The following is a 22,465-nucleotide window of genomic DNA, read 5'->3' as shown; positions in this document are numbered from 1 at the left end:
CGGGTCGCCGCGCGCCCGGGCCGCGGCAGCCTGAACGTCCGCCTGGTCGATGTCGACCAGGCGGACAAGGCGGACAAGGCCACAACCGCCTTGAGCACGAGCGAGAGGGGCCGGCGTGACGTGTGGCGGGAACTACGGTGAGCTACTGACGGCACTTGTCGCTGACCACGCCGTTTTGGCCGCTGGCTGTCGCCAGCATGTGCTGAAGGAGCTTTGCCTCGCGGGTGGTGAAGCGGGCCTCGCCTGCTGCCGGCTGCTGGACCTCTGGCGTCGGCTCGGCGACTGGTGATACGGGGGCGAGGAACGCAGGGACTGCCATCAGCGGTGAGATGGATCATGGTGCGCATGGTCACCGCGACCTGCGGAAGCACTAAAGATCGTGTTGTTGTGCCGGGCTATCCCGCCATGTTCGGGCCGCAGAGCTGACTCGACACGGTTGGTGGTGAGCCGCCCTGACCTGCTCGAACAGCCCCTACTGCTAATGACTGTCCCGTTGTTCCGCACCCCCGGTTACGTGTTCCTCAACCCTGATCCTGGGTGGCCTGGGCTAGTGCGGTGACGATCAGGCGGCGCTGCTGGTCGTTCATGAAGATGAGGTTGAAGCGTTCTTCTGCGAGCGTGATGGCGAAGTCGAGGAGGGCCTGATTGGCGACGGCACGGCCGTCGCCGATCGGTGCGTCGAATGCGCCGGTGTCGAAAAAGTCTCGGGCGTTCTCCCAGTCGATGAGTGCCATGTTCTGGTCGATGCTGTCTGTCACGCAGGCTTCGAGGAACTCATCGTTGTCGAGCCACGCGCTCTGAGGGTCGGCGATGAGGAGTTCGACGGCGGCGATCCGATATGGGGCGGCGTCGCGTGCTCCGGCGCGGAGACGTTCAGCGAGAGTGCTCATGCGGAGATTGTTTCACCGCGCTCGGGGGGTGGGGGTTGACGTTTCCGGCGAATCGCCGGAATTGCCCTGTATTACCTTTATGTCAACCAAGCGAACCAAGATCCGTCCAGGCGGCGCTCTCGAAGAACGGCGCCGCGACATCGGGCGGCGTCATCCTGAGCAGCGCGGCGGTCAGGCGCGCGTGCACGCGGTCCATATTCGGCTCGGCCATCTTCTGATCGGTCCCCTTCGGCTGGTGGCTCTCCCTGCTGTCCCGAATCCGTCCCGAAACTCAACGCCTCGACCAAGGTTTTCGGGACGAGTTTCGCTTTCGAAGTCGGCTGCACGAATGTCTGAACTCCCGTGCACGCGAAGGTGTGGGCAGAACAAGTACGGGAGAATGGGGGTAGTGAGCCGCTTTGGCGACCGCGCTGAGGGGCCAGTTCACACGGCCACGACGCGGTGGCCCGCGACCCGGCCAGCCCGCCGGTGCTCAGGTCCCCGGGCGTTGCTTGATCCCTGCCTCCAGCAGGCCGACCACTTCGGCGATCCGCTGCGCCCGCACCTCGGGCCGGCCTTTGGTGGCATCGATCCAGCGCAGGTAGGCCCGCCGGTAGAACTGGGCGAGCGCGTCGAAGAAGGCGCCCGCCGCCGGGCTGGCCTCCAGCGCCGCGGCGATGTCCTCGGCAAGGTCGGCCCGCTGCGGCCCCTCAGGGGTGAGCACCACGCGCACCTGAGTGCCGGGCTCCAGGCCGCAGCGCAGCCAGGCCGCGCCGAGCAGGAAACCGCGTTGCCCGCGGTGTTCGGTGATCACCGCGCGGATGCCCATCCCGTTCAGCGTGCCCGTCACGTGATGGACGGGCTTGGGCGCCCACACCTGGTCCGGGTCGAATGGCACGGGGACGAACAGACGTCCGCGCCCGCCCGGCTGGCTGTCGGCGGTGTAGTGCTGTTCCTGCACGCCCTCGATCCTGCCACGGCGGCCGTCACCAGCCGAGGTTGAGGGCTCACGCGGTGGATAGGATGCGGTAGATTTCCGCAGGTCCGCAGTCGGCCGGGCCCGGCGTGCAGATCTGCGGCGAATGCGTCACCATCGCGGGCGAGATCGTCGCGGCCCAGCACGAGCAGGCCGACCGCGAGTTTCGGCCCGTCAGGCGGCTCATCGGCTGAGCGGCACCGCCGCCGCCTCACCCGCCTCCCCTACGGTCGCTATGCAAGGCGCCTGCGCAGGCCGAGCCATCCTCCTCATCATGTCCGCTCGTGCAGGCATCGTTACCGCTGCTGCAGGAGCGGCGGCAGCGCGCGAACGGTCGCGATGATCCTGATCAGGCTCGCCAGTGCGGCCAACGCCAGGGGCCAGGGCGGGAGCGGCACGTTGGCGGCGGCGGCCGTGAGCATGCCGGCATCCAGCAGGATCAGGGCGATCACCGCGGCCAGGGTGGCGGTCTGGGTGCGGCGGTAGGCGTGCTTTTCCCGCACCACGCTCAGCAGGATGAGCACGGTCGCGGCGAGTGCGAGGCCGTAGGCAATCCGCGCGGGCGGCGTGATGGGCCAGGTCCACATCTGGGCGGAGATCAAGGCTGGGCCCCAGAGCAGGGCCATGATCGGGCCCGTGGCCAGCAGCGCCATCGCCGTCCGCCGCCAGGGCGAGACGCGGACGAAGGCTGCGGTGATCACGTCTGCGTCGCCGAACTCGGCGATCGCCGCGCGGGCGGCCGCGCCAGGCTCGCCGAGCGCGGCGAGGTGGGCTTCATAGGCTTCGGCCAGCCCGTCGGCCAGCTCCTCCACGGCCGGGGCTGGCAGCCAGCGGGCCAGGAGGGTGAGCTGGGCGTCGATCAGCTCGTGGCCGGCCATGGCCGTGTTCCCAGGGCTGCGGTGACCGCGCTGGCGAACTCCTGCCAGCCGGCCCGTTCACCGCTGAGCGCGGCGCGGCCGTCGCCGGTGAGTTCATAGGTGCGGCGGCGGCGTCCGCCGACCACCGACCAGCTTCCCGTGATCAGCCTGGCTCGCTCCAGCCGGTGCAGCGCTGGGTAGACGGTGCCGGTGGGCAGATCGATCCGGCCCTGGGTGGTATCGCGCAGGGCCTCCTTGACCGCGTAGCCGTGTCGCGGGCCGTCCTCCAGCGCCGCTAGCAGCAGGCCGTCGAGGTGTCCTTTCAGCGCTTCGGCCCTCATAGGTAGTAACGCTATATCGGGCCTTCCGCCGCGGCAACCGCCGTTGTAGCGTCGCAATATATAGCGTTGCTACGCATGGAGGCTTGTGGTGGACGAAATCGACATCGGTGGCATCCCGGTCCCCAACGCAGGCCCACTGTTCCTCACCGTCCTGGCCGTCCATGTCGCGGCTGGGCTGATGTGCGTAGCCTGCGGTGCCGCGGCGGCGCTGTCGGGCAAGGGCGGTGTCCGGCACCGGCGCTTCGGCCGGATCTACCTGTGGGCCCTGGGCGTGGTGTTCGCCTCGGTGAGCGTCATGTCGATGATCCGGTGGAGCCACAACGCCCATCTGTTCGTCGTCGGCGCGGCCGCCTTCGCGCTCGCCCTGACGGGTTACCTGAACAGGCGGCGTCGGCAGTACCTGCACATCGCAGGCCTGGGCGGCTCCTACATCGCCCTGCTCACCGGCTTCTACATCGACAACGGTCCGCATCTGCCGGGATGGGACCGGCTGCCCGCCTGGGTCTTCTGGATCCTGCCGAGCCTGATCGGCCTTCCGTTGATCGCCCGCGCCATCGGGCGCAGGCTGCCCGCCAAGGGAGTGACATCATGATGATCAGCCTGCTGCGGCGTCGGCGCCTCGCGGCCGACCTTCGCTGGTACCGCATGGTCTACTGGCTCGCCTACCGTTTCGGCCTGACCGTATGGCAGCGGCCCGCTCCGCCCGCCGTGCTGATGGCGCTCGTCGAGGGGCCCTCGGCGCTGGTGCCTGGGCGGGCGCTGGATCTCGGCTGCGGCACCGGCGCTGACACCATCTACCTCGCTGCGCACGGCTGGGACGTCACCGCCATCGACATGGTGCCCAAGGCTCTGGCCGCCGCCCGCCGCGCCGCCACCGCCGCCGTGACTCCGGGCTTCATCGCCCCGCGCTTCATCCACGGCGACGTCACCCGCCTGCACGACCTCGGGGCCGGCGACGGCTACAGCCTGCTGGTGGACTTCGGCTGCTTGCACACCCTGCCTGAGGACCGGCGGCCCGCCTACATCACCAGCGTGACGCACGCCGCGGCACCGGGAGCCCGGGTGCTTGCTACCAGCTGCAACGCCCGCCCAGCTGACCATCTCCGCACCCGGCAGGCGGCTCATCGGCTGAGTGAGACCGCCGCCTCACCCGTCTCCTCGTCGGCCAGCACGCGGTAGACGCTGGCGAGCGAGGGGTGCCGGCCCGTGTTCTTGCCCGTGGGGATGACTAGCTTGGCCTCGATCTCCGGCACCGGGACTCCGCGCTCGCGCAAGCTGCGCGCGTAGGCCGCCATGTCGTCGTCGAACACCTTGGGGCGCCCGCCGTGGCGACCGCGCTCACGGGCCGAGGCTTGGCCTTCGAGGGACTTCTCCCGGATGTACTCCCGCTCGGACTCGGCCATCCCGGCGAAGAACGCGAACAGCGCCGCCCCGTGCCCAGACGGGTCGTAGACCCCCTGCAGGGGGCCGGTCAGCAGTTCCAGTTGAATGTCAGAGCGGCGCAGCTCCTCGGCAATCGCCAGGACTTCGGCCGCCCCCGGCCCAGCCGCTTCATCTCGTGCACGGTGAAGATCACCCGGTGGTGCGGGACGGCCTGCTTGATCGTGCGCGTGTACTCCATCGCTTTGGTGAACTCCGGCCGCACCTTGACCCGGGTGCTGATCTTCTCGGAGAAGATCGGATCGCATCCTGCGCCCTCCAGCGTCGATCTGGCTCTGCAGCTCCTGTTGCGCGGTGCTGCACCGGGCATAGCCCACCCGGGTCGGCTTGGCCCCGGCATCAGCCAGGACGGCCTCGCGCGCCGGACCTGCCGTCCAAGCCCGGCCTGGACCGCGATCGGCAGGCGTGCGCACTTCCAGCTCGGCTCGCAGTTGCGGCACCAGCATGAAGCGCGGCGTGTGGTACTTAGGGGCGACCTTCCCGCCCCGGGTCCGGCAGGCACTGCCCGCCGGCGCCTCGCATTTCTGCGAGTTGACGGCGCGCCCGCCTCGCCCCCACTGCCGCCCCCGAGGGCAGCCGAGAAGGCCCGGCAGGCGCCGGGACGACGTCGCGCAGGCCTTCCTTCCGGGCGAAGCGGCGGTCGATCGCCTGGCTGGCGCCGCCTCGTCGACGGGAGAACCGTCACGGCCGCGCGCGATGCGGGCCCCGCCTGGGCCCTTGAACGGGCCTCGCCAGCACAAATGCTTGCCATCCGCGCGAGTCAGGCAGCCCGCATTCCGCGGGAGTGAGAGACCCGCACCTCGGGCGGCTGGCAGTGCGGGCCGAATCTGGGGCTCTAGGGGAGAGGCGACGACGACCCGCGCGAGAGGCCAGGAGGCCAAGTTGACGAAGATCGTGGGGCGCCAATACCCTTTTACTAATCTAATAGGAAAAGGGTATTGTGGTGATCAAGCTTCGCCTCGACCCGAGCTCTGGAGTGGCGACCTACCTGCAGCTGGTGCATCAGGTCAAACACGCCTTGCGGCTCGGTGTGCTCATGCCGGGCGATCGGCTGCCGACGATCAAAGAGGTCGTCAGCGACCTCGCGATCAATCCGAACACGGTGGCCAAGGCCTACCGCGAGCTGGAACACGAGGGCCTCGTCGTCGGCCGGCCAGGGTTGGGCACGTTTGTGCAGCGGACCCTGGGCGGCGGATCCACGGCTGATCACACCCGGTTCCGCCGCGACCTCGTCCAATGGGTGCGCGGCTGCCGTGAAGCGGGGCTCGACCAAGGGGACATGGAGGCGTTGTTCGCCGCGGTGCTCGCTGACTTCCCCCAGGAGGGGATCGCATGACGGCGGATCGGACAGTGGGGATGTTCGGCGGCGGATCCGGTGAGCTCACCGCCCCCGCACAGAGCCCGGCGGCCCTGGAGGCCGTGCGGCTCGCCAAGCGGTATCGGGGCACGTGGGCGTTGCGCGAATGCACGCTGTCCGTCCCCGCCGGCCGGGTCGTCGCGCTCGTCGGACCGAACGGCGCGGGCAAGTCCACGTTCCTGCACCTGGTCGCCGGGTTGATCGCCCCCACCCGGGGCAGCGTGCGTGTCTTCGGCGAGCCGGTCGGGCAGCGGGCGGCGGCCCTCGCACGGGTGGCGTTCCTGGCCCAGGACAAACCCCTCTACGACGGCTTCACCGTCGCTGAGATGCTCCGCTTCGGACACCATCTCAACCCGGGGTGGGACGACGCCCTCGCCCGGCAACGGCTGGCGGAACTGGACATCCCGCTGAAGCGCAAGGTCGGCAAGCTTTCCGGAGGTCAGCAGGCACAGGTCGCGCTGACCGTCGCTGTGGCCAAACAGCCGGATCTGCTGGTCATGGACGAGCCGCTGGCCAACCTCGACCCCGTGGCCCGGCACGACGTCATGCGCTCCTTGATGGCGGCGGTGGCCGAGACTCAGATGACCGTCGTGCTGTCCTCCCACGTGGTCTCCGACCTGACCAACGCCTGCGACTGGCTGGTGGTGCTCAACCGCGGCCAGGTCCAGATCAGCGGCGAGGTCGACGAGCTGCTCGCCACTCACCGGATGCTGTCCGGTCCGGCCGAGCTCGCCGACGGGATGGCAGCCCGGGTGCCGGTGATCAGCGACAGCCGCAGCGAACGGCAGGCCGACCTGCTGGCTCGCACCGGCTCGGAAACGCCGTTGCACGACCCGCGATGGAGGGAGTCCTGTGTGAGCCTGGAGGAGCTGGTGCTGGCCTACCTCCGCCGCCCCGACACCACCTCACTGCCTCGTCCGACCCTGACCATTTCCTGACCGCTAAGGAGACATGGAAGTGTTGTGGCTTACCTGGCGGCAGCACCGCATGCAGGTGCTCCTCACCACGGCGCTGCTGGCCGTCCTCGGCGCAGTTCTGCTCATCAGCGGTCTGAGCGCGGCCGACTTCGCCGCCCAGAACGCTCCGGCGACCGACTGTGTGACGGACACGCCCGCATGCAGCGCTTACCTCGTGGAGATGAACGAACGCATACGGCCGGTGGGTGAACTCCTCGGCTGGCTTCCGCTGCTGGCCCCGGCGATGATCGGCGCTTTCTGGGGCGCTCCGCTCCTGGCCCGGGAGTTCGAACAGGGCACACACCAGCTCACCTGGACCCAGTCGGTGACGCGCCGCCGCTGGTTGGCGGCCAAGATCGTCGGCCTCGGCGCCGCGGTCACGCTCGGTGGGCTGGCGCTGGCCGGCATCGTGGATCCGTGGCTGGCCGCCTTCGACGCCGCTCCCTACAACGTCGACCGCTTCGACTTGAGATGGTTCCGTCTTATCGGCATCGTTCCGGCGGCGTGGTGGCTGGCCGCGTTCGTGCTCGGCATGGCCACGGGCGCGCTGTTCCGGCGGACCCTGCCAGCGATGGCGGTGACCCTGGCGGTGTGCGCGTTGGCATTCTTCGGACTCCTCAGGGCGCCGTCCTCCTACGCGCCGCCGGAGCGAGCCGTGCAGGCCAAGGTCGTGGACGAGCTCTTACCGGAAGGCTCCCTGTCTGTGAAGGACTATTGGATCGACAAGAGCGGCGTGACGTTCACCAATCAGGACGTAGCGCTCGCGCTCGCCGGCCCTTGCGGGACAGACGAGACGACCAAGAAGTACGCCAAGTGCTCCTTCAGCCATGGCTATCGGCAGGTGGCCGAATTCCACCGCGCGAGCAGGTTCTGGCAGTTCCAATGGACCGAAGCGGGAATCCTGCTCATCCCCGCTCTCGCATTGGGCGGTGTCGCCGTCCGGCGCACCCTTCGGCCCCGCATCTGAAACCAATTATCGCCTCATCACGGTGACGGGACGGCCTGGCGCAGGGCCGTCACCGCCTTCTGCAAGGCGTCCAGTAGAGGGCAAGCAGTGGATCATGCAGGACGTAGGTCGGCCCGCTGCCTGCCCGTCCTGATCAAACTGCCCGGCTCTTCCTTTGAGCAGATGCCCGAACGGCAGCGCCCTTGCCGACGCGACGGCTCGGAAGAGGGTGTCGCGCACTCGCAGCGGCCGGTAGCCAGCGGGGCCGAGCTGGGCCGGCTCGCCCTCGCTGTGCGCTGGGGATATGTGGGACAGCACCTCATCGTCGACGCGCCGCCCGGTGGCGCGCATCGAGTCCACGGCCAGACCGTAATACTCCGTCGTCCATGCGACCACGGAGTTGGTCACGAGTGTCAGGCACCACGCCTGCTCGGTCTGCTGCTCCAGGTGCCGCGCCCGGACGGTGCACTCTCTGACCCGATCGGACGGTCAGCGACACATTGCCGGTGCCGCTCGACCGTTGGGGGAGTTGCACGAGATCGGAAAGGTAGCCGCCTTCCTCACGTCCGATGACGCGTCGGACGCCAGGGCGCGTGACTGCTGTCAGGCATTGCAGGTCACCAGGGTGCTCGCGAGGTGGACTCGGCCCAGGGTTTCCGGTCAGCCTGTGGTTTCAGTGAGACGAGCTTCACGGTCATGGGTGCTTCGCGGAAGCGAACTGTCCCGTGGCGATCAGGATCACGACGAGCGCGAGCGGCACGATCCACCCGCTCCAGCCGAGGATCGTCGCCTGCGTGGTGTCGACGTGCTCGCCGGCCTTGGCGAACAGGAGGTAGGTCCCGCCCGCCCCGTTGAACGCGGCATGCGCGAGGGCCGCGGGCCACACGGACCCCGATCGGAGCCGCAGCCAACCGAAGACCGCGCCGACCAGGATGCACATGCCGACCATCGCAGTCACGCCTAGCCAGCCCGGCGCATCCGGGTAGTTGTACCCGAGGAGGATGAGCGGAGCGTGCCAAAGGCCCCAGATCACGCCCGAGATCAGGAGGGCTGGGAGCGTACCGAGCGGCATCAGTTTCGGCAGCAGCCACCCTCGCCACCCGAGTTCCTCACCCAGCGCCGGGATGAGGTTGATGAACGCCGCCAAAGGGAGTGCGGCGAGCTGGATGGCGATGAGCGCGCCGATCGGGATCGGGACTTCGGCCACTCCCGCGGCGCCCGCTTGCTCGTCGAGAACCTGCTGGAACGCGGAGAAGTTCACAAAATCGGCCGGAAAGACACCCAGCAGCGCACCGACCGGGAGCGCCACCAGGACGAGCGCGATGGACACGATGATCCCCACCGCCCCGTAGCCGAGCAGTCTCCGGACCGGTCGCAACGGCCACAGCCCGAGCGTCCACACCTTCTGCTGCGGCCGCTCCACTAAGAACACGACGACAAGGGCGGCGATCGCGGGGGTCGTCATCGTGGCGGCGGCCACGACGGTGAACCAGGAGCTGGCGAGTCCGTCACCGAACCAGAGCGGAAGCGCGAGAAGCCAGGCGAGCCCGAACGCCAAGGTGGTGAACACGCCGATGGATCGCAGATCACGGCTGCTCATGCGGGGTCCGCCTCGGGTCGTGGCCGTCTTCGATCCGCCCGGAGATTCGATGGTCACGACGTCTGCCTTTCGAGGATGTGCAGACCGGCGATGGTGCGGTCGTCGCGGAACGCGATCCGTGCCGTGTAGTCGCCCGCCTCCAGCGAGAGCGGCGTGTTCGTGATCGTCAGGTCGCCGGCCCGGGTGATCTCAGGCTCTCCAAGCCCTTCGAAAGCTCCCGACAGGCCGACGATCTGCGCCCACGCGGCCGCGAGCGCATCCTCCGACAAGCCATCGCGCATGCTCGGATCGAACTGCTCGGTGACACGCGTCCATTGCCCGGATGCGAGGTCCTCGATCACCGAGGCGGCCAGTTCGGCGACGCCGGGTAGCGGCGTGGTGTTCATTGGTTCTCCTGTTCTTGGATCGATCGGTTTGCCATAGCGCTGAAACGCCGCCTGCCGGCTCACGCCGAGCGCATCACCGATGACCTGCCACGTAGCGCCGTGCTGCCGTGCCTGCTGCACGACAGCACGCACGACGTCATCGGCGGCCGCCTGCATGCTCACGGCGCGCCCTATCGAGTCGGCCCAGTCGTCGCTCCTCGTCAGGACACGTGCGGCGAGGAACTCCTCCATACGCGCTTTCAAGGCCTGCAGCGCCTCCGTCAATGTTTCTTGCACTTGTAAAGCATATCTTTACAAGTCGGCTGTGCGTCAAGAGAGATTGCTGGGACCATTCGGCTGGAATCGAACGCTAGTGAGCGTTTTCGCAGCTCAGCGCCTTGACCTTGCGATGCCCCGGTCCGCGGCAATTTCCGGATTCACTGCGGACCGGGGCATCGGGTCCAGCCGAGATACGCGGGTAGAACCGGCTACGAGTCGATCGTGAGAGCGTCGGGGCCCTGCCGGGTGACGGCGCCAGCGTTTCACGGGCGGACATTATCTTGAGCCGCTGCTCGTTGCGTGGCTCCTGACCTGGGCGGCCTCGTTGGAGACGGTGTCCGCAAGGAGGCCGCAGGCAGGCTGAGAAGCGCCGGTCGGCAGGGGCCGATCGTTACCGAAGAGCGGCTCGCGGGAGCCGGTGCGGGAGCGGACTTTGAGTTGATCAACGTGGTACCAGCCGCCATCGGTCGTTAGGGAGTCGGCGGGTCCACGGGGCGCATGGCGTCGGCGATCCAGGCATAGGGCATGGAGTCATGGTCCTCCTCGGTCGCAGTCCCGTTGTTCAGCGCCACCAGGGACAGGTACCGGCCGTGAGTGTCGTCGTAGATGGGGCTCACGGAGGCGGCTTCCTCTTTGGCGATCTGGCACATGATGTCGGGTATCTGCCGGAATCCGTCGGCCATCCGGTTTCGGACTTCGGGGGTGAGCGGTGTGTCGGACAGCGCGGTGGCCGCTTCCATGAAGTGTGTGACGGCCTGCTGGGCCCAGGGGGACCGGGGAGACTCTCCGGCGCGGTACGCGGCGAGGAGCTCCTCGATGAGCGGGGCCCCACTCACATGCATGAAGTCCTGAAACGGCTCGGTCGCCAGGACTCGGGTCTCCGGCGTGGACCAGATGTCTTGCAGGTAGGTACGGACCGCGTCGCGGAACACCGGGTTCAGGTGAGCATGGCCCGGCGGGGACAGTACGGTCGCGGGCGTAGCCGATGGGCAGGTGCCGGGGCCTCGCACGGGTCCGAGCCACCGGCTCCGTCCGTGGTCGTGGTCCGGGAAGCCTGCCGACGATCAGTTGTCGGCCACGTGATCAGATTCACCTTCGGCCGGGACCGCGGCGGGTGTCGGCAGGGGCGAGGCGATCCGGCTGGCGACGGCGGCCAGGATGGCACCCGCCATGGCTGCGATCGCGGCGGCGCCGAAGGCGGCCGCGCCGGTGTCGTGGGGGCCGGTGAGCTGGCCGGCGACGGCGGTGCCCAGGCCGTAGCCGGCCCAGGTGAAGGTGTTGAGCCAGGCGAAGACCTCGGTGCGGTAGCGGGCGGGGGCGTGTTCGGTGAGCAGGGTCGGCACGACGGCGTCGCGTGGCCCGGTCACCAGCCCGACAAGAGTGATCAGTACGGCGAGTGTCGTGAAGCCGGGCGCCCAGCCTCCGGTGAGCAGGACGGCCGCCTCGGCGAGCGAGAACAGGACCAGCAGGCGCCCGCTGGTGACGGGCCAGGCACGCGCGCCGTACCCGAGGGTGCCCAGGAGGGCGCCGGCCGACAGCAGGCCCATCAGCACGCCGGCGGAAGAGGCGGAGCCGAAGACGGTGGCCGAGGCGACCGTGGCGATGCGCAGGCAGCCGAAGGTGAACGTGCCCAAGGCGGCGATGGTCAGCAGCACGAGAACAGGCCGGTGGGTGAGCGGCCCGGCCAGGTGGAGCCTGCCCGGCGGGGTGGAAGCGGTCTGTCGTATGGAAGGGGAGGCCAGCAGCAGCGCCGTGCCGAGCAGGACGGCGGCGCCGGCGGCAGTCACCACGCCCTGGGCGGGGACGGCCCAGGTCAGGACCGGCACGAGCAGGGGGCCGGCGATGAAGGTCAGCTCGTTGACGGCGTTGTCGACCGCGTAGGCGGCGGGCAGGGAGGTGGCGGGGACGAGGCGTGGCCAGGCGGTTCTGATGACGGAGCCGGCGGGCGGGGTGGTGGCGCCGAGCAGTACGGCGGCGCCGATCATCAGGGCGGGCGGGGCGAGCAGGAGGAGAGCGTAGGCGAGGGCGTGGGTGACCAGGTAACCGGTCAGGGCCCGGCGGGGGCCGTACCGGTCGGCGATGCGCCCGCCGATGGGCGCGCACAGGGCCAAGGCCAGCGCGTGGCCGGTGAGCACGAGGCCGGCGGTGGCGTAGGAGCCGAGCCGGTCGACGGCGGCCAGCAGCAGGGCGAGGCTGAGCACGGGCGTGCCCAGCTTGACGATGAGCCCGGCGACGAGCAGGTGCGGGACGCCCGGCAGGGCGAACAGGCGGCGATAAGGTGCGAACATGGCGGACTCCGTTACCATCTAACTGGATTACGCCTATGACACACGGAAGGGTGTTACTGGTCAAGTGGAGATAGCCTGTAACGTGACTCGGCAGGCGCCGCTGATCGCCGAGTTGGTCAACCTGGCCACGGCATACCGGCGGGGCGGCGCCTCAGTGCAGCCGCTGGCGGGCGAGGACCTGGCTACTGCGTTCGCCGCCCACCTCGGTGAGCGCACGAGTGCGGCCCTGCGCGCCGTCCCGGACGCGGGGCGGCGCCTGGCCGAGCTGGCCACCGAGCTGCGGCCAGCGCTCCTGGCCGAGCAGCCGGCCGAGCAGGCCGCCCGCATCAACGCCATGATCCGCAGGTACGGTGCGCAGCCGTACCTGGTCGAGGATGTCGGCCAGCCGTTCCACCTGCACTTCCACGGTTCGGGCGGCACCCAGGTGGAGGGACTGGGCGGTGAGTTCGCCACGGCGCTGGCCCTCATCGTGGACGGCTTCGGCCCGGATCGCTTCGGGGTGTGCCAGGCGCACCAGTGCGAGGCGGTCTACATTGATCTGACCCGTAATGGGTCGCGTCGTTACTGCAGCGCCGCGTGTACGGCTCGCGCCAAGACCGCCGCCTATCGCAGCCGCCGCCCGGCCTGATCAAGACCTGAACTCAACGGCTGAGCAGGTAGCGCCGGGGCGTGGTGCCGACCGTGCGGCGGAAGGCCGCCAGGAACGCGCTCGCCGTGGCGTACCCCACGCTGTGCGCCACCCGCGACACCGGCTGGCCCTCGGCCAGCAGCGGCAGGGCGGCGCGCAACCGTACCTGCGTACGCCAATGGTCGAAGCTCATGCCCACGTCGTGCACGAACAGCCGTGTCAACGTCCGCCTGCTCACGCCCGCCGCGCGGGCGTGCGCCTCCAGGCTGCGCGGGTCGGCGGGATCGGCCAGCAGGGCGGCCGCCACCACCCGAACCCGCTCGTCGGTGGGCTGCGGCACGTCGATGGGGCGGGTGGGCAGCGGGCGCAGCAGGTCGGGCAGCACGGCCTCGGCGCGCAACCGTGCGTCGTCGGCGAGGTCGGTGCGGGCCAGGTACCCGATCAGCTCGGCCAGCAGGCCGTCCACGCCGACCGCGGTGGGCTCGGGCCAGTCCAGCGGGCAGCGCTCCGGCGCCAGATACAGGCTGCACAGTACGGCGTCGCGGGTCGCGCCGGTCGCGTGGGTGACCCCCGCGGGCAGCCACAGTGCCCGGGTGGGCGGCAGGACCCAGTACACCTCGCCCACTTCGACGCTCAGGACGCCGCGCCGGGTCCAGGCGAGCTGGTGGTGGGTGTGATTGTGCGGGGGGATCCACTCTCCCGAGGTCAGCGGGAAGTGCCCGACGATGATCGCGCCCATGTCCTCCACGCGACACAGTCTGGCCCCATCGCGAATTGTGGCCAAACGCGGCGGATCATAGCGTCGTCGGGTGCCGATGATTGTGTTGTGTCTTGTCCAGTTCATGCTTGTTCTCGATGACACCGTCGTGAGCGTGGCCCTGCCCAGCATCCGCGATGAGCTGGGCTTCAGCGCGTCCGGATTGCCCTGGGTCGTCAACGCCTACTTCCTGGCCTTCGGCGGTTTGCTGCTGCTGTGCGGCCGGATGGCGGACCTGCTGGGCCGCCGCCGCGTCTTCCTGATCGGGGTGGCGCTGTTCGGGGTGGCCAGTCTGGCGTGCGGGCTGGCGCAGGAGTCGTGGCAGCTCGTGGTCGGGCGGTTCGTGCAGGGAACGGGTTCTGCGATGGCCAGTCCTGCGGCGATGTCGATGATCACGTTGCTGTATCCGGGGCCGGAGGAGCGGGCCAGGGCGCTGGGTGTCTGGGGCGGCATCGCGGCCCTCGGCGGGACCTCGGGCCTGGTGCTGTCCGGGGCGCTGACCGACCTGGTGTCCTGGCGCTGGATCTTCCTGATCAACCTTCCCGTCGTCGCCGTGGCCCTGGCGTCGCTGCCCCGCCTGGTCCCCGAGTCCCGCGCCCCCGGGCGGCGCAGCCTCGACGTTCCCGGCGCGGTCCTGGTCACGGGTGCCGCGGTGTCGCTGGTGTACGGGTTGCTGCGGACCGGAGAGACCGGTTGGAGCGATCCGCTCGTCATCGGCGCCGTCGGGCTCTCCGCCGCCTTGGCGGTGGTGTTCGTGGTGGCCGAATCGCGGGCGGCGGCGCCGTTGGTGCCCAGATCGTTCCTGGCCTCGCGGACGCGGGCGGTCGCCAACGGCGCGACCCTGCTGTTCTCGATGGCGATGTACGCGATGTCGTTCCTGTTGATGATCCAGATTCAGACCGCTCTGGGATACAGCCCGCTCGTGGCCGGCATCGCCTATCTGCCCTACGGCGCCGGCATCCTGGCGGGCATGTGGCTGTCTTCCCGCATCTCCCTCAGGATCGGGGCGCGCTGGGCGCTCCTGCTCGCCTTCCTGATCAACATCGCCGGCCTGCTGCTGCTGTCCGGCGTGGCGGCGGGCGACTCCTATGCCGCCCATGTCCTGCCCGGCATGCTCATCCTGAGTGTGGGCAACGGGCTGAGCCTGCCCGTTATGGCCGCGACCGCGGTCGACGGCACCACCGAGGAGGACGCCGGTCTCGGCTCGGCCCTGTTCACCTCCGTTCAGCAGGTCGGCGGCGCCGTCGGGGTGGCCGCGCTGGCCGTCATGGGCTATTCGGGCGGGCTCACGGCGGGCGCGATCTGCGTGGCGTTCGGGGCCGTGCTCATCGTCGTGCTGCTGCCCTCGCGTACCGGCGGGACGCGACAGCCCTATCAGCCGTCCGCGCCCGGGCGGGCCGACCGAGGGTGACGCAATCGGCCGAGGGCTCCTTGCAGTTACCGGGCGCCGGCAGTTTGCGCTAGCCCGCCAGTTTGGCCAGCCAGCTCTCGATGTCCGCCGCGATGGCCAGGGGCTGGTCCTCCGGGGTGTGATGCCCGGCGACCTCCTCGTGCTCCACGATCTCCAGCGCGGCCACGTTCTTCGCGCACCAGGCGACGGTCTCCGGCGTCCACATCGTGCCGATGCCGGGACGGAACCCGATCATGAGCTTCGGCACCTCGACGCTGGTCGCCAGCCACCGGTCGAACGCCTCGATCCTGGCCACGACGTCGGCCGGCTCCCCGCCCAGCGGCAACGAGCGCGCCCAGCGCAGCTGCGGCAGGCGGCTCTCCCTGGTCGGGTACGGCTGCGTGTACGCGGCCATGTCCTCCTCGGTGAGCGGGGTGGTGACAGTGGTGGGCAGGCCCTGCCTGAGGAAGGCGTCATCGTCGAGGATCATGGACTCGCCCACGCCCTCGGTCTTGATCGCCCGGAACAGGTCGCGGCCGTCCTCGGGGAGCTCGTCCCAGCTCATCGGCTTGACGATGGCCTCGGTGAAGGCGATCCCGCGAACCCGGTCCGCGTGGCGGGAGGCCCAGTCGAAGGCCAGCGCGCCGCCCCAGTCGTGGCCGACCAGCACCACGTCGTCGAGGTCGAGGGCGTCGAACCAGGCGTCCAGGTAACGGGCGTGGTCGGCGAAGGTGTAGTCGATGGCGGGCTTGCCCGACTCGCCCATGCCGATCAGGTCGGGAGCCAGGAGACGGCCGTGCCCGATGGCGGGCATGACGTTGCGCCACAGATAGGAGGAGGTGGGGTTGCCGTGCAGGAAGACGATCGGCGCGCCGGCGCCGAGCTCCCGGTGGTGCATGGTGGAGTCGAGCACGTTCTGAAAAGGCATGTCGGATCCGTTCAGGTGTTGAGGGTCATGGTGCGGTTCACCGCGATCTCGATCACGACCCGGCCAGGCGGCGCGGGCGGCGGCGAACCATAACGTCGGAGGTAGCGGCGGGCAGCCTCGGCCACCCGGCGCGGATCGTCGGACACCGTCGCGGTGCCCTCAAGGGTGACCCAGCGGAACCCGTCGACCTGGCAGAGCGCGGCGCGGCCGCCCCGTACCAGGTTGCGGGCCTTGCGGGAGGCGGCGACGGTCAGCACACGGGCCATCTCCCGTTCGCCGTCCCAGGTGAAGCGCACCGCCACCACGTGCGGGGACCCGTCGGGCCGCAGGGTCGTCAGCGTGGCCACATGGGGTTCGGCCAGGAAGGACTCCACCGAGCCGGTCGGGCTCGTGGTGAGGGCTCTGCGCGGTCCCATCAGCGGAAGGCCGTGTTGGAGTGGAAGCCGTCCGGCCGGGTCCCGACGTCCTGAGGGGACAGCAGGACCATCCGACGGATCCCACCCGCCTCGGCGGCCGTGACAACGAACATAATTCTGCCTCGCCTAGTTAGTGAGTTGACTGACTCACTTATGAACCATAGTGGGTGAAGAGAGCGGATGGAACCTCCCAGCCCCAAGCAGATCGAGCGGTTGGTGGGCGCGTTGCAGGCTCGGAGAAGATCGTGGAGGTGTGGCGGGCGCGGGCGATGCGGAGGTATCCGTCCGACTTCGCCGCTTCCCCCGAGGCGATCCGCCTGGAGCTGGACTCCGCCGTAGCTGGTCTGCCGCAGTGATCAGCGCAGCGGGGGCCATCCGCGGGCCTGTGCGCACCCGCTGATCGGGGCCCGTCAGCGCGTACCGTCCGGCAAGGTGAGGCAGCGGTCCGTACACAGGTTGCAGGCAAGCACGACACCGACGTCTGTCGCTCCGTCTTGATCAGCCGTCGGTGGTGCTTGTGCGTCAGGTGCGCTCGATGTGCGGGTGTTCGGTGTCCTGGGGCCGGTCGGGGTGCTCGTGTGTGGCGGCCCAGGAGGCGAGCAGGCGGAGCGCGTCCTCGGACGGGGAGCCGGGTTCGGCTGCATAGATCGTCATGGACAGGTCGGGCTCGGCGCGCAGGTCCATGCTTTCGTAGGTGAGGGTGAGGTCGCCGACGATGTGGTGGCGGAAGTGTTTGACGCCGGTGCCGTGGGTGCGGACATTGTGGGCTCCCCAGCGATGACGGAAGTCGTCGCTGCGGGTGGAGAGTTCGCCGACCAGGTCGTGCAGGATCTTGTCGTGCGGGTCTTTGCCTGCGGCGGTGCGCAGGTTGGCCACGGTCATGTCGGCGGCCAGGTCCCAGTCGGGGTAGAAGCGGCGGGCTGCGCTGTCGAGGAAGGTGAAGCGGGCGAAGTTCGGCGGCCGGGTGGGATCGGCGTAGAGGTCGCTGTACATGGCCCGCCCCAGGTGGTTGGCGGCCAGCAGATCCGATCGGTTGTTCCCGATGATCGCCGGGGCGGTGGTGATGGCGTCGAGCATCCATTGCAGGCCGGGACGTGTCGTCGGCTGCTTGGGACGGCGCCGGCGCAGGATGGCGTTGCTGCCGTCGGCCTCGTGTGCGAGGCGGAGCAGGTGAGCGCGTTCGGCGTCGTCCAGCTGCAGGGCGCGGGCGATCGCGTCGAGGACACCGGCCGAGACTCCGGCCAGGGAGCCGCGTTCGAGCTTGGCGTAGTACTCCACGCTCATCCCGGCCAGGGCGGCGACCTCGCTGCGCCGTAGTCCGGGGACGCGGCGCCGGCCGGCGACGGGCAGGCCCGCCTGCCCAGGGGTGATCTTGGCGCGTCGTGAGGTGAGGAATTCGCGCACATCGGACCGGTTGTCCATGACATGACGGTACGCCAGCCCCTGGGCAGGTTGGGATGTACTGGTAGTACATCCATCCGGAGTGACTTCCTCGCTCCTGGGCTGCTCGGATGTGCTGGATGCCATGACCGATGCCGTGACCGTCGCCGCCTGGACCCGCGGCCTGGCCCGTGCTCTGCTGGCCGCCCCGCTGGCCGCCGTCCTGGCCGGGTGCGCGCTCCCGGCGAACCCGCATATCTCCGGGCCGCTGTCGACCACGGCGAGCGTCACTTCGGGAATGGCTGTGGTGCTGCGGTTCGGCGACCAGGCCGTCACCGCGGCCCTGACCGACACGCCGCCGTCACGGCAGTTCGCCGCGATGCTGCCGTTGACCCTGCAGTTGACGGACGCGTGGGGACAGGCAAAGGCAGGGCGGCTGCCGCGCCCGCTCACGGCCCAGGGCGGTACTCCGGTTCACGATCCCACCCCTGGCGAGGTCTACTTCTGGCCCTCGAGCGGAGTGATCGCCGTCTACTACGACGACCTCGGCCAGATGGTCCCTGATCCGGGCCTGGTCCGCCTCGGCGTCGTCAAGACCGGCTTGGACAGGCTCGCCGCAGCGGGCAAGCAGGTCACGGTCCGGATCGAGCCGGCCGCCGCGCCCGGCTCTTGACCTGTCCGTTCTGAACCGACGGCCGTCTCCATCACCGCCTATCGAGGAAGGTGCTCTTCTCATGCACGTTGCCGTCATGACCGCCCCCGGACAGGTTCTGGTCGAGGACCGTCCCGAACCACAGATCATCGAGCCGACCGATGCGATCGTCCGCTTGTCGGCGACTTGCATCTGCGGCTCGGACCTGTGGCCGTATCGGGGCGTGGAGAAACTGGACGGGCCGCGGCCGATGGGCCATGAGTACGCCGGCATCGTCGAGGAGGTCGGATCCGCGGTCACCGCGGTGCGGCCCGGCCAGTTCGTGGTGGGCTCGTTCGTCACCTCCGACAACACCTGCGAGATCTGCCGGGCCGGCTACCACAGCTCCTGCATCCACCGTCAGGGCGTCAGCGGCGCCCAAGCCCAGTACATGCGCGTCCCTCTCGCCGACGGCACGCTGATCGCCACGCCCGACGTCCCCTCGGACGACCTGATTCCCGGCTTCCTGGCGGCCTCCGACGTGCTGGGCACCGGCTGGTTCGCCGCGGTGGCCGCCGCGGCAGGCCCGGGCAAGACCGTCGCGGTCGTCGGCGATGGCGCCGTCGGGCTGCTCGGCGTACTGGCGGCCAGGCAACTCGGCGCCGAACGCATCATCGCGATGAGCCGGCACGAGGCCCGCCAGAGCCTCGCCCTCGCCTACGGCGCCACCGACATCGTCACCGAGCGCGGAGAGGAAGGCGTCACCCGGATCAAGGACGTCACGGACGGGCTCGGCGCCCACAGCGTCATCGAGGCCGTCGGCACCCAGGAGTCGATGATGCAGGCCATCGGCTCCACCCGGCCCGGCGGGCACGTCGGCTACGTCGGCGTCACCCATGACGTGCACCTGCCCGGCATGGGCCTGTTCTTCTCCCACGTGCACCTGCACGGCGGCCCCGCCCCGGTGCGCCGCTTTCTGCCGGAGCTGATGCAGCTCATCTGGGAGCGGCAGATCGACCCGGGCAGAGTGTTCGACCTCAGCCTCCCGCTCGAGCAGGCCGCCGACGGCTACCGGGCGATGGACGAGCGCCGTGCCATCAAGGTGCTGCTGCACCCGTAAGCCCGGCGACACCGCCCGCCCTGCCGTTCACCGGCCGGGAGCGATCGACGCAGCGAGCATATGGAAGGAACAGCGTGACCGGCACGCCCACGAACACCGGCCCGGCAGCCCCTCTCCCCGGCAACCTCAGGGCAGCCAGGCGCGAACAGGCCGTCGAGCGCCCCCTCGCGATCGTGCTCGGCCTGCTCACGATCTTCGGTCCCATCTCGATGGACCTCTACCTCCCCGTCCTGCCCGCACTCACCGCCGAGCTGCAATCGGCCACCTCGACCGCGCAACTCACCATCACCGCCTGCCTGTTCGGGCTGGCCCTCGGACAGCTCATCGCCGGTCCTCTGTCCGACCGGTACGGCCGACGCCGCCCTCTGCTGGCCGGCGTCGCCGCGTACGTGCTCACCTCGGCGTTGTGCGCCATCAGCCCCACCATCGAGACGCTCATCGCCGCCCGATTCGTCCAGGGCCTGGCCGGCGCCGTCGGCATCGTGATCGCCCAAGCCGCCGGCCGTGACCTCTACTCCGGTCGCGCATTGGTGCGGTACTACGGCCGGCTGACCGTGCTGGCCGGGCTGGCGGCCATCATCGGCCCGGTCATCGGCGGGCAGCTCGCCTCCATCACCGACTGGCGTGGGCTGTTCCTGTTCCTCGCCGCGGTCGGCGTCACCATCCTCCTGGCCTCGATCGTCGTCCTGCGCGAGACGCTGCCGCGTGAGCAGCGCGTCACGGGCGGGCTGACGCCTATGGCCCACGACTTCCGGCGGCTGCTCGCCGACCGGGTGTTCCTCGGCGCGGTGCTGGTCAGCGGCTTCACCAACGCCGCGATCTTCGCCTACCTCGGTGGTGCCACCTACGTCCTGCAGGGCATCTACCGGCTCTCGCCGCAGCAGTACTCCTTCGCGTTCGGCCTGAACTCCCTCGGCTTCATGGTGTTCGGCTACCTCGGCGGCCGGCTGGCCGAACGCTGGTCGGAGCGGAAAACCCTGGCGATCGGACTGGGCATGTGCTCGGCCGGCGCGGCCGGGCTGCTGGCCGCCGCCGTGCTGCACCTCCCTCTGATCGCCGTCATCCTGTCGCTGCCGGCGATGGTCAGCGGCGTCGCCGTCACCTCCGCACCCGCGGCCTCGCTCGCTTTGTCCGGCTACCCCGACATCGCCGGCACCGCCTCCTCCCTGCTGGGCGTCGCCCGCTTCGCGTTCGGCGGCCTGTCAGCGCCTCTGGTCGGCCTCGGCGGCGCCGACACCGCCGTCCCCCTCGGCCTCGTCACCCTCGTGTCCGCCGGCCTCGCGGTGACCGCCTGTACCCTCATCATCAAGCCCCGGCGTCGCGACCGGCAGCTCAGGCGGGTTCCCTCATGACCGCCTGCGGCGGACGTTGGCCGCAGAGCGGCTGCCGACGGGGATGACCAGTTTGCGGGCGATGTCGGGCACGGCCACGCCGCGCTCACGCCTCCGCCGGGATGACGCACCATGGCGTGGTGGGACGCCCGGGTCGTCTCGGTCAGTTCCTCACAGCACCGGCTCTCCCCGGTCGTCTTCGACGACCTCCACTTCCAGCGGCGACCGTACGATGCGTACGCCGCCTACGGGCAGTCGAAAACGGCCAACGCGCTGTTCGCGGTCGAGGCCGCCCAGCGGTGGGGCGGCGACGGCATCGCCGTCATGCCCGGCGTGGTCCGCACGAACCTGATGCGCCACGTCGACCGTGACCTGCTGGCGCAGTTCGAGGCGAGCGGCGCCCCCGCGCTGCCGTGGAAGACAGCGGAACAAGGAGCCGCAACCTCAGTTCTCCTCGCAACCTCTCCGCTGCTCGCGGGGATCGGCGGCCGCTACTTCGAAGACTGCGACGAGGCCGAGCCACTACGCCCGGACAACCTCCACGGAGGCGTCGCCGCCTACGCACAAGACCCCGACCAGGCCGCACACCTCTGGCAGATCTCCACCGACCTGCTCGCCGGCGCGTGAGCGACCCACTCGTCCCGTCAGGATGAAACGGTGGTCCTCATCGATGACTGCGGTGGGCGGTCTCCGGGCCGACGACGCGGAGGAGCTCGAGAGCCTCGATGCTCTTGGATCCGGGCGGCGGCGTGAAGAGGCGCAGGCGCTGGTCCGCGGCCTGCGTCTGCAGCATCTCGTAGTCGAATTCGACGGGCCCGATGGACGGATGCATGACGCGCAGCCGGCTTTCGCGGCGTACGGCGACCTCGTGCCGCTGCCAGAGGGCGGCGAACTCCTCGCTCGCCGCCTCGAGCCGGTCGATCAGGGAACTGGAGGAGTGATCGTAGCCGCGGCGCGTGGCGGCGGCACGCAGGTCCGCGACGTGCAGGCGGCTCAGGCGGTCGTGTTCCTCGACGGGGTACGGCTCGCGCACGAACGGGTCGGTGAACCAGCGCCACACGATGTTCCGGTCCGGTTCTTCGATCGTGCACACGCACCCGAACAGGGCCTCGGCCAGGGGGTTCTGCGCGAGCAGATCGCCGAGATCGGTGAGGAGCTGGGCGGGCGTGTCGCCCAGCCGGTCGAGCAGGTAGAGCAGGCCGGGACGGACGTGATTTCCGGCGCGCGCCCCTTCGGGCGGCCGGTGGCCCGCCAGCAGGTAAAGGTGATCTCTTTCGTCCTCGGTCAACCGCAATGCCCGGGCGAGCGCGCTCAGCAGCTGGGCCGACGGCTGGGAGCTGCGCGCCTGCTCGAGCCGCATCACGTAGTCGGCCGACACCCCGGCCAGCTGGGCCACCTCTTCGCGGCGCAGGCCGGACGTGCGGCGCCGCGGTCCGGCGGCCAGGCCGACCTCCTGCGGCTGGAGCCGCTCGCGGGAACGGCGAAGGAAGTCCGCCAGCTTGGCGCGGTCCATCTTCATGCCATCCATCCTCGGTGCCTCGGCCCACTGCTTCTGCCGCGCACGCCCGGGCGTGCGCAGGCGAGCTTACGACGGCTGCGGCCGCCGTCGC

27 protein-coding genes and 2 pseudogenes are annotated in these 22,465 nt (G+C 69.8%); 11 read left to right on the top strand and 18 right to left on the bottom strand.

Annotated elements, in window-relative coordinates; genetic code table 11:
- Positions 1 to 521 precede the first annotated feature (521 nt).
- From ACWDX9_RS27135 to ACWDX9_RS27115, 5 genes are all read right to left on the bottom strand, one after another.
- Positions 522 to 890 (bottom strand): hypothetical protein, encoded by a 369-nt coding sequence (locus tag ACWDX9_RS27135; protein WP_449958680.1) that lies wholly within the window; start codon positions 888 to 890, stop codon positions 522 to 524.
- Positions 891 to 972: 82 nt separating this feature from the next.
- Positions 973 to 1,101, bottom strand: a complete 129-nt coding sequence (locus ACWDX9_RS27130) for a hypothetical protein (protein WP_449958678.1) — start codon at positions 1,099 to 1,101, stop codon at positions 973 to 975.
- Positions 1,102 to 1,362: 261 nt separating this feature from the next.
- Entirely contained in the window at positions 1,363 to 1,830 is a 468-nt protein-coding gene (locus ACWDX9_RS27125) for a YdeI/OmpD-associated family protein (protein WP_449958675.1), read from the bottom strand.
- 311 nt (positions 1,831 to 2,141) lie between these two features.
- Entirely contained in the window at positions 2,142 to 2,723 is a 582-nt protein-coding gene (locus tag ACWDX9_RS27120) for a hypothetical protein (RefSeq protein WP_449958672.1), read from the bottom strand.
- Positions 2,705 to 3,043, bottom strand: coding sequence for a PadR family transcriptional regulator (locus tag ACWDX9_RS27115; protein WP_449958669.1), 339 nt, complete (start codon positions 3,041 to 3,043; stop codon positions 2,705 to 2,707). The genes ACWDX9_RS27120 and ACWDX9_RS27115 overlap by 19 nt, the downstream gene beginning before the upstream one ends.
- Positions 3,044 to 3,131: 88 nt before the next feature.
- On the opposite strand from ACWDX9_RS27115, the gene ACWDX9_RS27110 reads away from it, so the two are divergent.
- Positions 3,132 to 3,635 carry a hypothetical protein gene (locus ACWDX9_RS27110; protein WP_449958666.1) on the top strand — a complete coding sequence of 168 codons (504 nt, stop codon included), beginning with the start codon at positions 3,132 to 3,134 and terminating at the stop codon, positions 3,633 to 3,635.
- The gene (locus tag ACWDX9_RS27105) at positions 3,632 to 4,222 is read left to right on the top strand and encodes a class I SAM-dependent methyltransferase (RefSeq protein ID WP_449958663.1); all 591 of its coding nucleotides are present in this window, start codon (positions 3,632 to 3,634) and stop codon (positions 4,220 to 4,222) included. The genes ACWDX9_RS27110 and ACWDX9_RS27105 overlap by 4 nt, the downstream gene beginning before the upstream one ends.
- Here ACWDX9_RS27105 and ACWDX9_RS27100 read toward each other — a convergent pair.
- The 3 genes and pseudogenes from ACWDX9_RS27100 to ACWDX9_RS27090 form a co-directional block, all read right to left on the bottom strand.
- Positions 4,165 to 4,518 (bottom strand): hypothetical protein, encoded by a 354-nt coding sequence (locus ACWDX9_RS27100; RefSeq protein ID WP_449958689.1) that lies wholly within the window; start codon positions 4,516 to 4,518, stop codon positions 4,165 to 4,167. The genes ACWDX9_RS27105 and ACWDX9_RS27100 overlap by 58 nt on opposite strands.
- Positions 4,515 to 4,793 (bottom strand): hypothetical protein, encoded by a 279-nt coding sequence (locus ACWDX9_RS27095; RefSeq protein WP_449958691.1) that lies wholly within the window; start codon positions 4,791 to 4,793, stop codon positions 4,515 to 4,517. Before ACWDX9_RS27095 ends, ACWDX9_RS27100 begins: the two co-directional genes overlap by 4 nt.
- Positions 4,794 to 4,896: 103 nt before the next feature.
- Positions 4,897 to 5,223: pseudogene (locus ACWDX9_RS27090) on the bottom strand (zinc finger domain-containing protein); the annotation flags it as partial.
- A 203-nt stretch (positions 5,224 to 5,426) separates the two neighbouring features.
- Here ACWDX9_RS27090 and ACWDX9_RS27085 point away from each other — a divergent pair.
- From ACWDX9_RS27085 to ACWDX9_RS27075, 3 genes are read left to right on the top strand one after another with little or no spacing between them, the layout of a single operon-like run.
- The gene (locus ACWDX9_RS27085) at positions 5,427 to 5,819 is read left to right on the top strand and encodes a GntR family transcriptional regulator (RefSeq protein ID WP_449958660.1); all 393 of its coding nucleotides are present in this window, start codon (positions 5,427 to 5,429) and stop codon (positions 5,817 to 5,819) included.
- Positions 5,816 to 6,778 (top strand): ABC transporter ATP-binding protein, encoded by a 963-nt coding sequence (locus ACWDX9_RS27080; protein ID WP_449958656.1) that lies wholly within the window; start codon positions 5,816 to 5,818, stop codon positions 6,776 to 6,778. The genes ACWDX9_RS27085 and ACWDX9_RS27080 overlap by 4 nt, the downstream gene beginning before the upstream one ends.
- 49 nt (positions 6,779 to 6,827) lie before the next feature.
- Positions 6,828 to 7,763, top strand: coding sequence for an ABC transporter permease (locus ACWDX9_RS27075; protein ID WP_449958653.1), 936 nt, complete (start codon positions 6,828 to 6,830; stop codon positions 7,761 to 7,763).
- A gap of 6 nt (positions 7,764 to 7,769) precedes the next feature.
- On the opposite strand, the pseudogene ACWDX9_RS27070 reads toward ACWDX9_RS27075, so the two are convergent.
- The 5 genes and pseudogenes from ACWDX9_RS27070 to ACWDX9_RS27050 form a co-directional block, all read right to left on the bottom strand.
- A pseudogene (locus ACWDX9_RS27070) lies at positions 7,770 to 8,198 on the bottom strand (Tn3 family transposase); the annotation flags it as partial.
- Between the two features lie 238 nt (positions 8,199 to 8,436).
- Complete coding sequence (locus ACWDX9_RS27065; RefSeq protein WP_449958650.1) at positions 8,437 to 9,342, bottom strand: CPBP family intramembrane glutamic endopeptidase; 906 nt, start codon at positions 9,340 to 9,342, stop codon at positions 8,437 to 8,439.
- Between the two features lie 53 nt (positions 9,343 to 9,395).
- Positions 9,396 to 9,959 (bottom strand): DUF3887 domain-containing protein, encoded by a 564-nt coding sequence (locus ACWDX9_RS27060; RefSeq protein WP_449958687.1) that lies wholly within the window; start codon positions 9,957 to 9,959, stop codon positions 9,396 to 9,398.
- Positions 9,960 to 10,456: 497 nt separating this feature from the next.
- Positions 10,457 to 10,918 carry a hypothetical protein gene (locus ACWDX9_RS27055; protein ID WP_449958647.1) on the bottom strand — a complete coding sequence of 154 codons (462 nt, stop codon included), beginning with the start codon at positions 10,916 to 10,918 and terminating at the stop codon, positions 10,457 to 10,459.
- A gap of 132 nt (positions 10,919 to 11,050) precedes the next feature.
- Complete coding sequence (locus ACWDX9_RS27050; protein ID WP_449958645.1) at positions 11,051 to 12,274, bottom strand: MFS transporter; 1,224 nt, start codon at positions 12,272 to 12,274, stop codon at positions 11,051 to 11,053.
- An 82-nt stretch (positions 12,275 to 12,356) separates the two neighbouring features.
- Between ACWDX9_RS27050 and ACWDX9_RS27045 the strand changes: the two genes are divergently transcribed.
- The gene (locus ACWDX9_RS27045; RefSeq protein WP_449958642.1) at positions 12,357 to 12,902 is read left to right on the top strand and encodes a CGNR zinc finger domain-containing protein; all 546 of its coding nucleotides are present in this window, start codon (positions 12,357 to 12,359) and stop codon (positions 12,900 to 12,902) included.
- 13 nt (positions 12,903 to 12,915) lie between these two features.
- Here ACWDX9_RS27045 and ACWDX9_RS27040 read toward each other — a convergent pair whose 3' ends face one another.
- Complete coding sequence (locus ACWDX9_RS27040) at positions 12,916 to 13,641, bottom strand: AraC family transcriptional regulator (protein WP_449958685.1); 726 nt, start codon at positions 13,639 to 13,641, stop codon at positions 12,916 to 12,918.
- A 76-nt stretch (positions 13,642 to 13,717) separates the two neighbouring features.
- On the opposite strand from ACWDX9_RS27040, the gene ACWDX9_RS27035 reads away from it, so the two are divergent.
- On the top strand, positions 13,718 to 15,070 hold the full coding sequence (locus ACWDX9_RS27035) for an MFS transporter (RefSeq protein ID WP_449958683.1): 1,353 nt from the start codon (positions 13,718 to 13,720) through the stop codon (positions 15,068 to 15,070).
- A 49-nt stretch (positions 15,071 to 15,119) separates the two neighbouring features.
- On the opposite strand, the gene ACWDX9_RS27030 is transcribed toward ACWDX9_RS27035, so the two are convergent.
- From ACWDX9_RS27030 to ACWDX9_RS27020, 3 genes are all read right to left on the bottom strand, one after another.
- Positions 15,120 to 15,977 carry a haloalkane dehalogenase gene (locus tag ACWDX9_RS27030; RefSeq protein ID WP_449958639.1) on the bottom strand — a complete coding sequence of 286 codons (858 nt, stop codon included), beginning with the start codon at positions 15,975 to 15,977 and terminating at the stop codon, positions 15,120 to 15,122.
- 11 nt (positions 15,978 to 15,988) lie between these two features.
- The gene (locus ACWDX9_RS27025) at positions 15,989 to 16,393 is read right to left on the bottom strand and encodes a pyridoxamine 5'-phosphate oxidase family protein (protein WP_449958635.1); all 405 of its coding nucleotides are present in this window, start codon (positions 16,391 to 16,393) and stop codon (positions 15,989 to 15,991) included.
- Positions 16,394 to 16,915: 522 nt separating this feature from the next.
- Entirely contained in the window at positions 16,916 to 17,815 is a 900-nt protein-coding gene (locus ACWDX9_RS27020; protein ID WP_449958632.1) for a helix-turn-helix transcriptional regulator, read from the bottom strand.
- A 103-nt stretch (positions 17,816 to 17,918) separates the two neighbouring features.
- Here ACWDX9_RS27020 and ACWDX9_RS27015 point away from each other — a divergent pair, with 103 nt between their 5' ends.
- The 4 genes from ACWDX9_RS27015 to ACWDX9_RS27000 all read left to right on the top strand — a co-directional run bounded on the left by ACWDX9_RS27015 (position 17,919) and on the right by ACWDX9_RS27000 (position 21,482).
- Positions 17,919 to 18,446 carry a cyclophilin-like fold protein gene (locus ACWDX9_RS27015; RefSeq protein WP_449958629.1) on the top strand — a complete coding sequence of 176 codons (528 nt, stop codon included), beginning with the start codon at positions 17,919 to 17,921 and terminating at the stop codon, positions 18,444 to 18,446.
- A 61-nt stretch (positions 18,447 to 18,507) separates the two neighbouring features.
- A complete protein-coding gene (locus ACWDX9_RS27010) occupies positions 18,508 to 19,524 on the top strand; it encodes a zinc-dependent alcohol dehydrogenase family protein (protein ID WP_449958626.1) in 1,017 nt (338 codons plus the stop codon).
- A gap of 74 nt (positions 19,525 to 19,598) precedes the next feature.
- A complete protein-coding gene (locus tag ACWDX9_RS27005) occupies positions 19,599 to 20,876 on the top strand; it encodes a multidrug effflux MFS transporter (protein WP_449958623.1) in 1,278 nt (425 codons plus the stop codon).
- Between the two features lie 111 nt (positions 20,877 to 20,987).
- On the top strand, positions 20,988 to 21,482 hold the full coding sequence (locus ACWDX9_RS27000) for a hypothetical protein (protein WP_449958620.1): 495 nt from the start codon (positions 20,988 to 20,990) through the stop codon (positions 21,480 to 21,482).
- A 37-nt stretch (positions 21,483 to 21,519) separates the two neighbouring features.
- On the opposite strand, the gene ACWDX9_RS26995 is transcribed toward ACWDX9_RS27000, so the two are convergent.
- The gene (locus ACWDX9_RS26995; protein ID WP_449958617.1) at positions 21,520 to 22,374 is read right to left on the bottom strand and encodes a helix-turn-helix transcriptional regulator; all 855 of its coding nucleotides are present in this window, start codon (positions 22,372 to 22,374) and stop codon (positions 21,520 to 21,522) included.
- Positions 22,375 to 22,465 lie beyond the last annotated feature (91 nt).

Source organism: Nonomuraea sp. NPDC003201 (assembly GCF_053590415.1).
The sequence above is the reverse complement of the archived record's forward strand: the minus strand, read 5'-3'. Positions and strand labels throughout refer to the sequence as shown.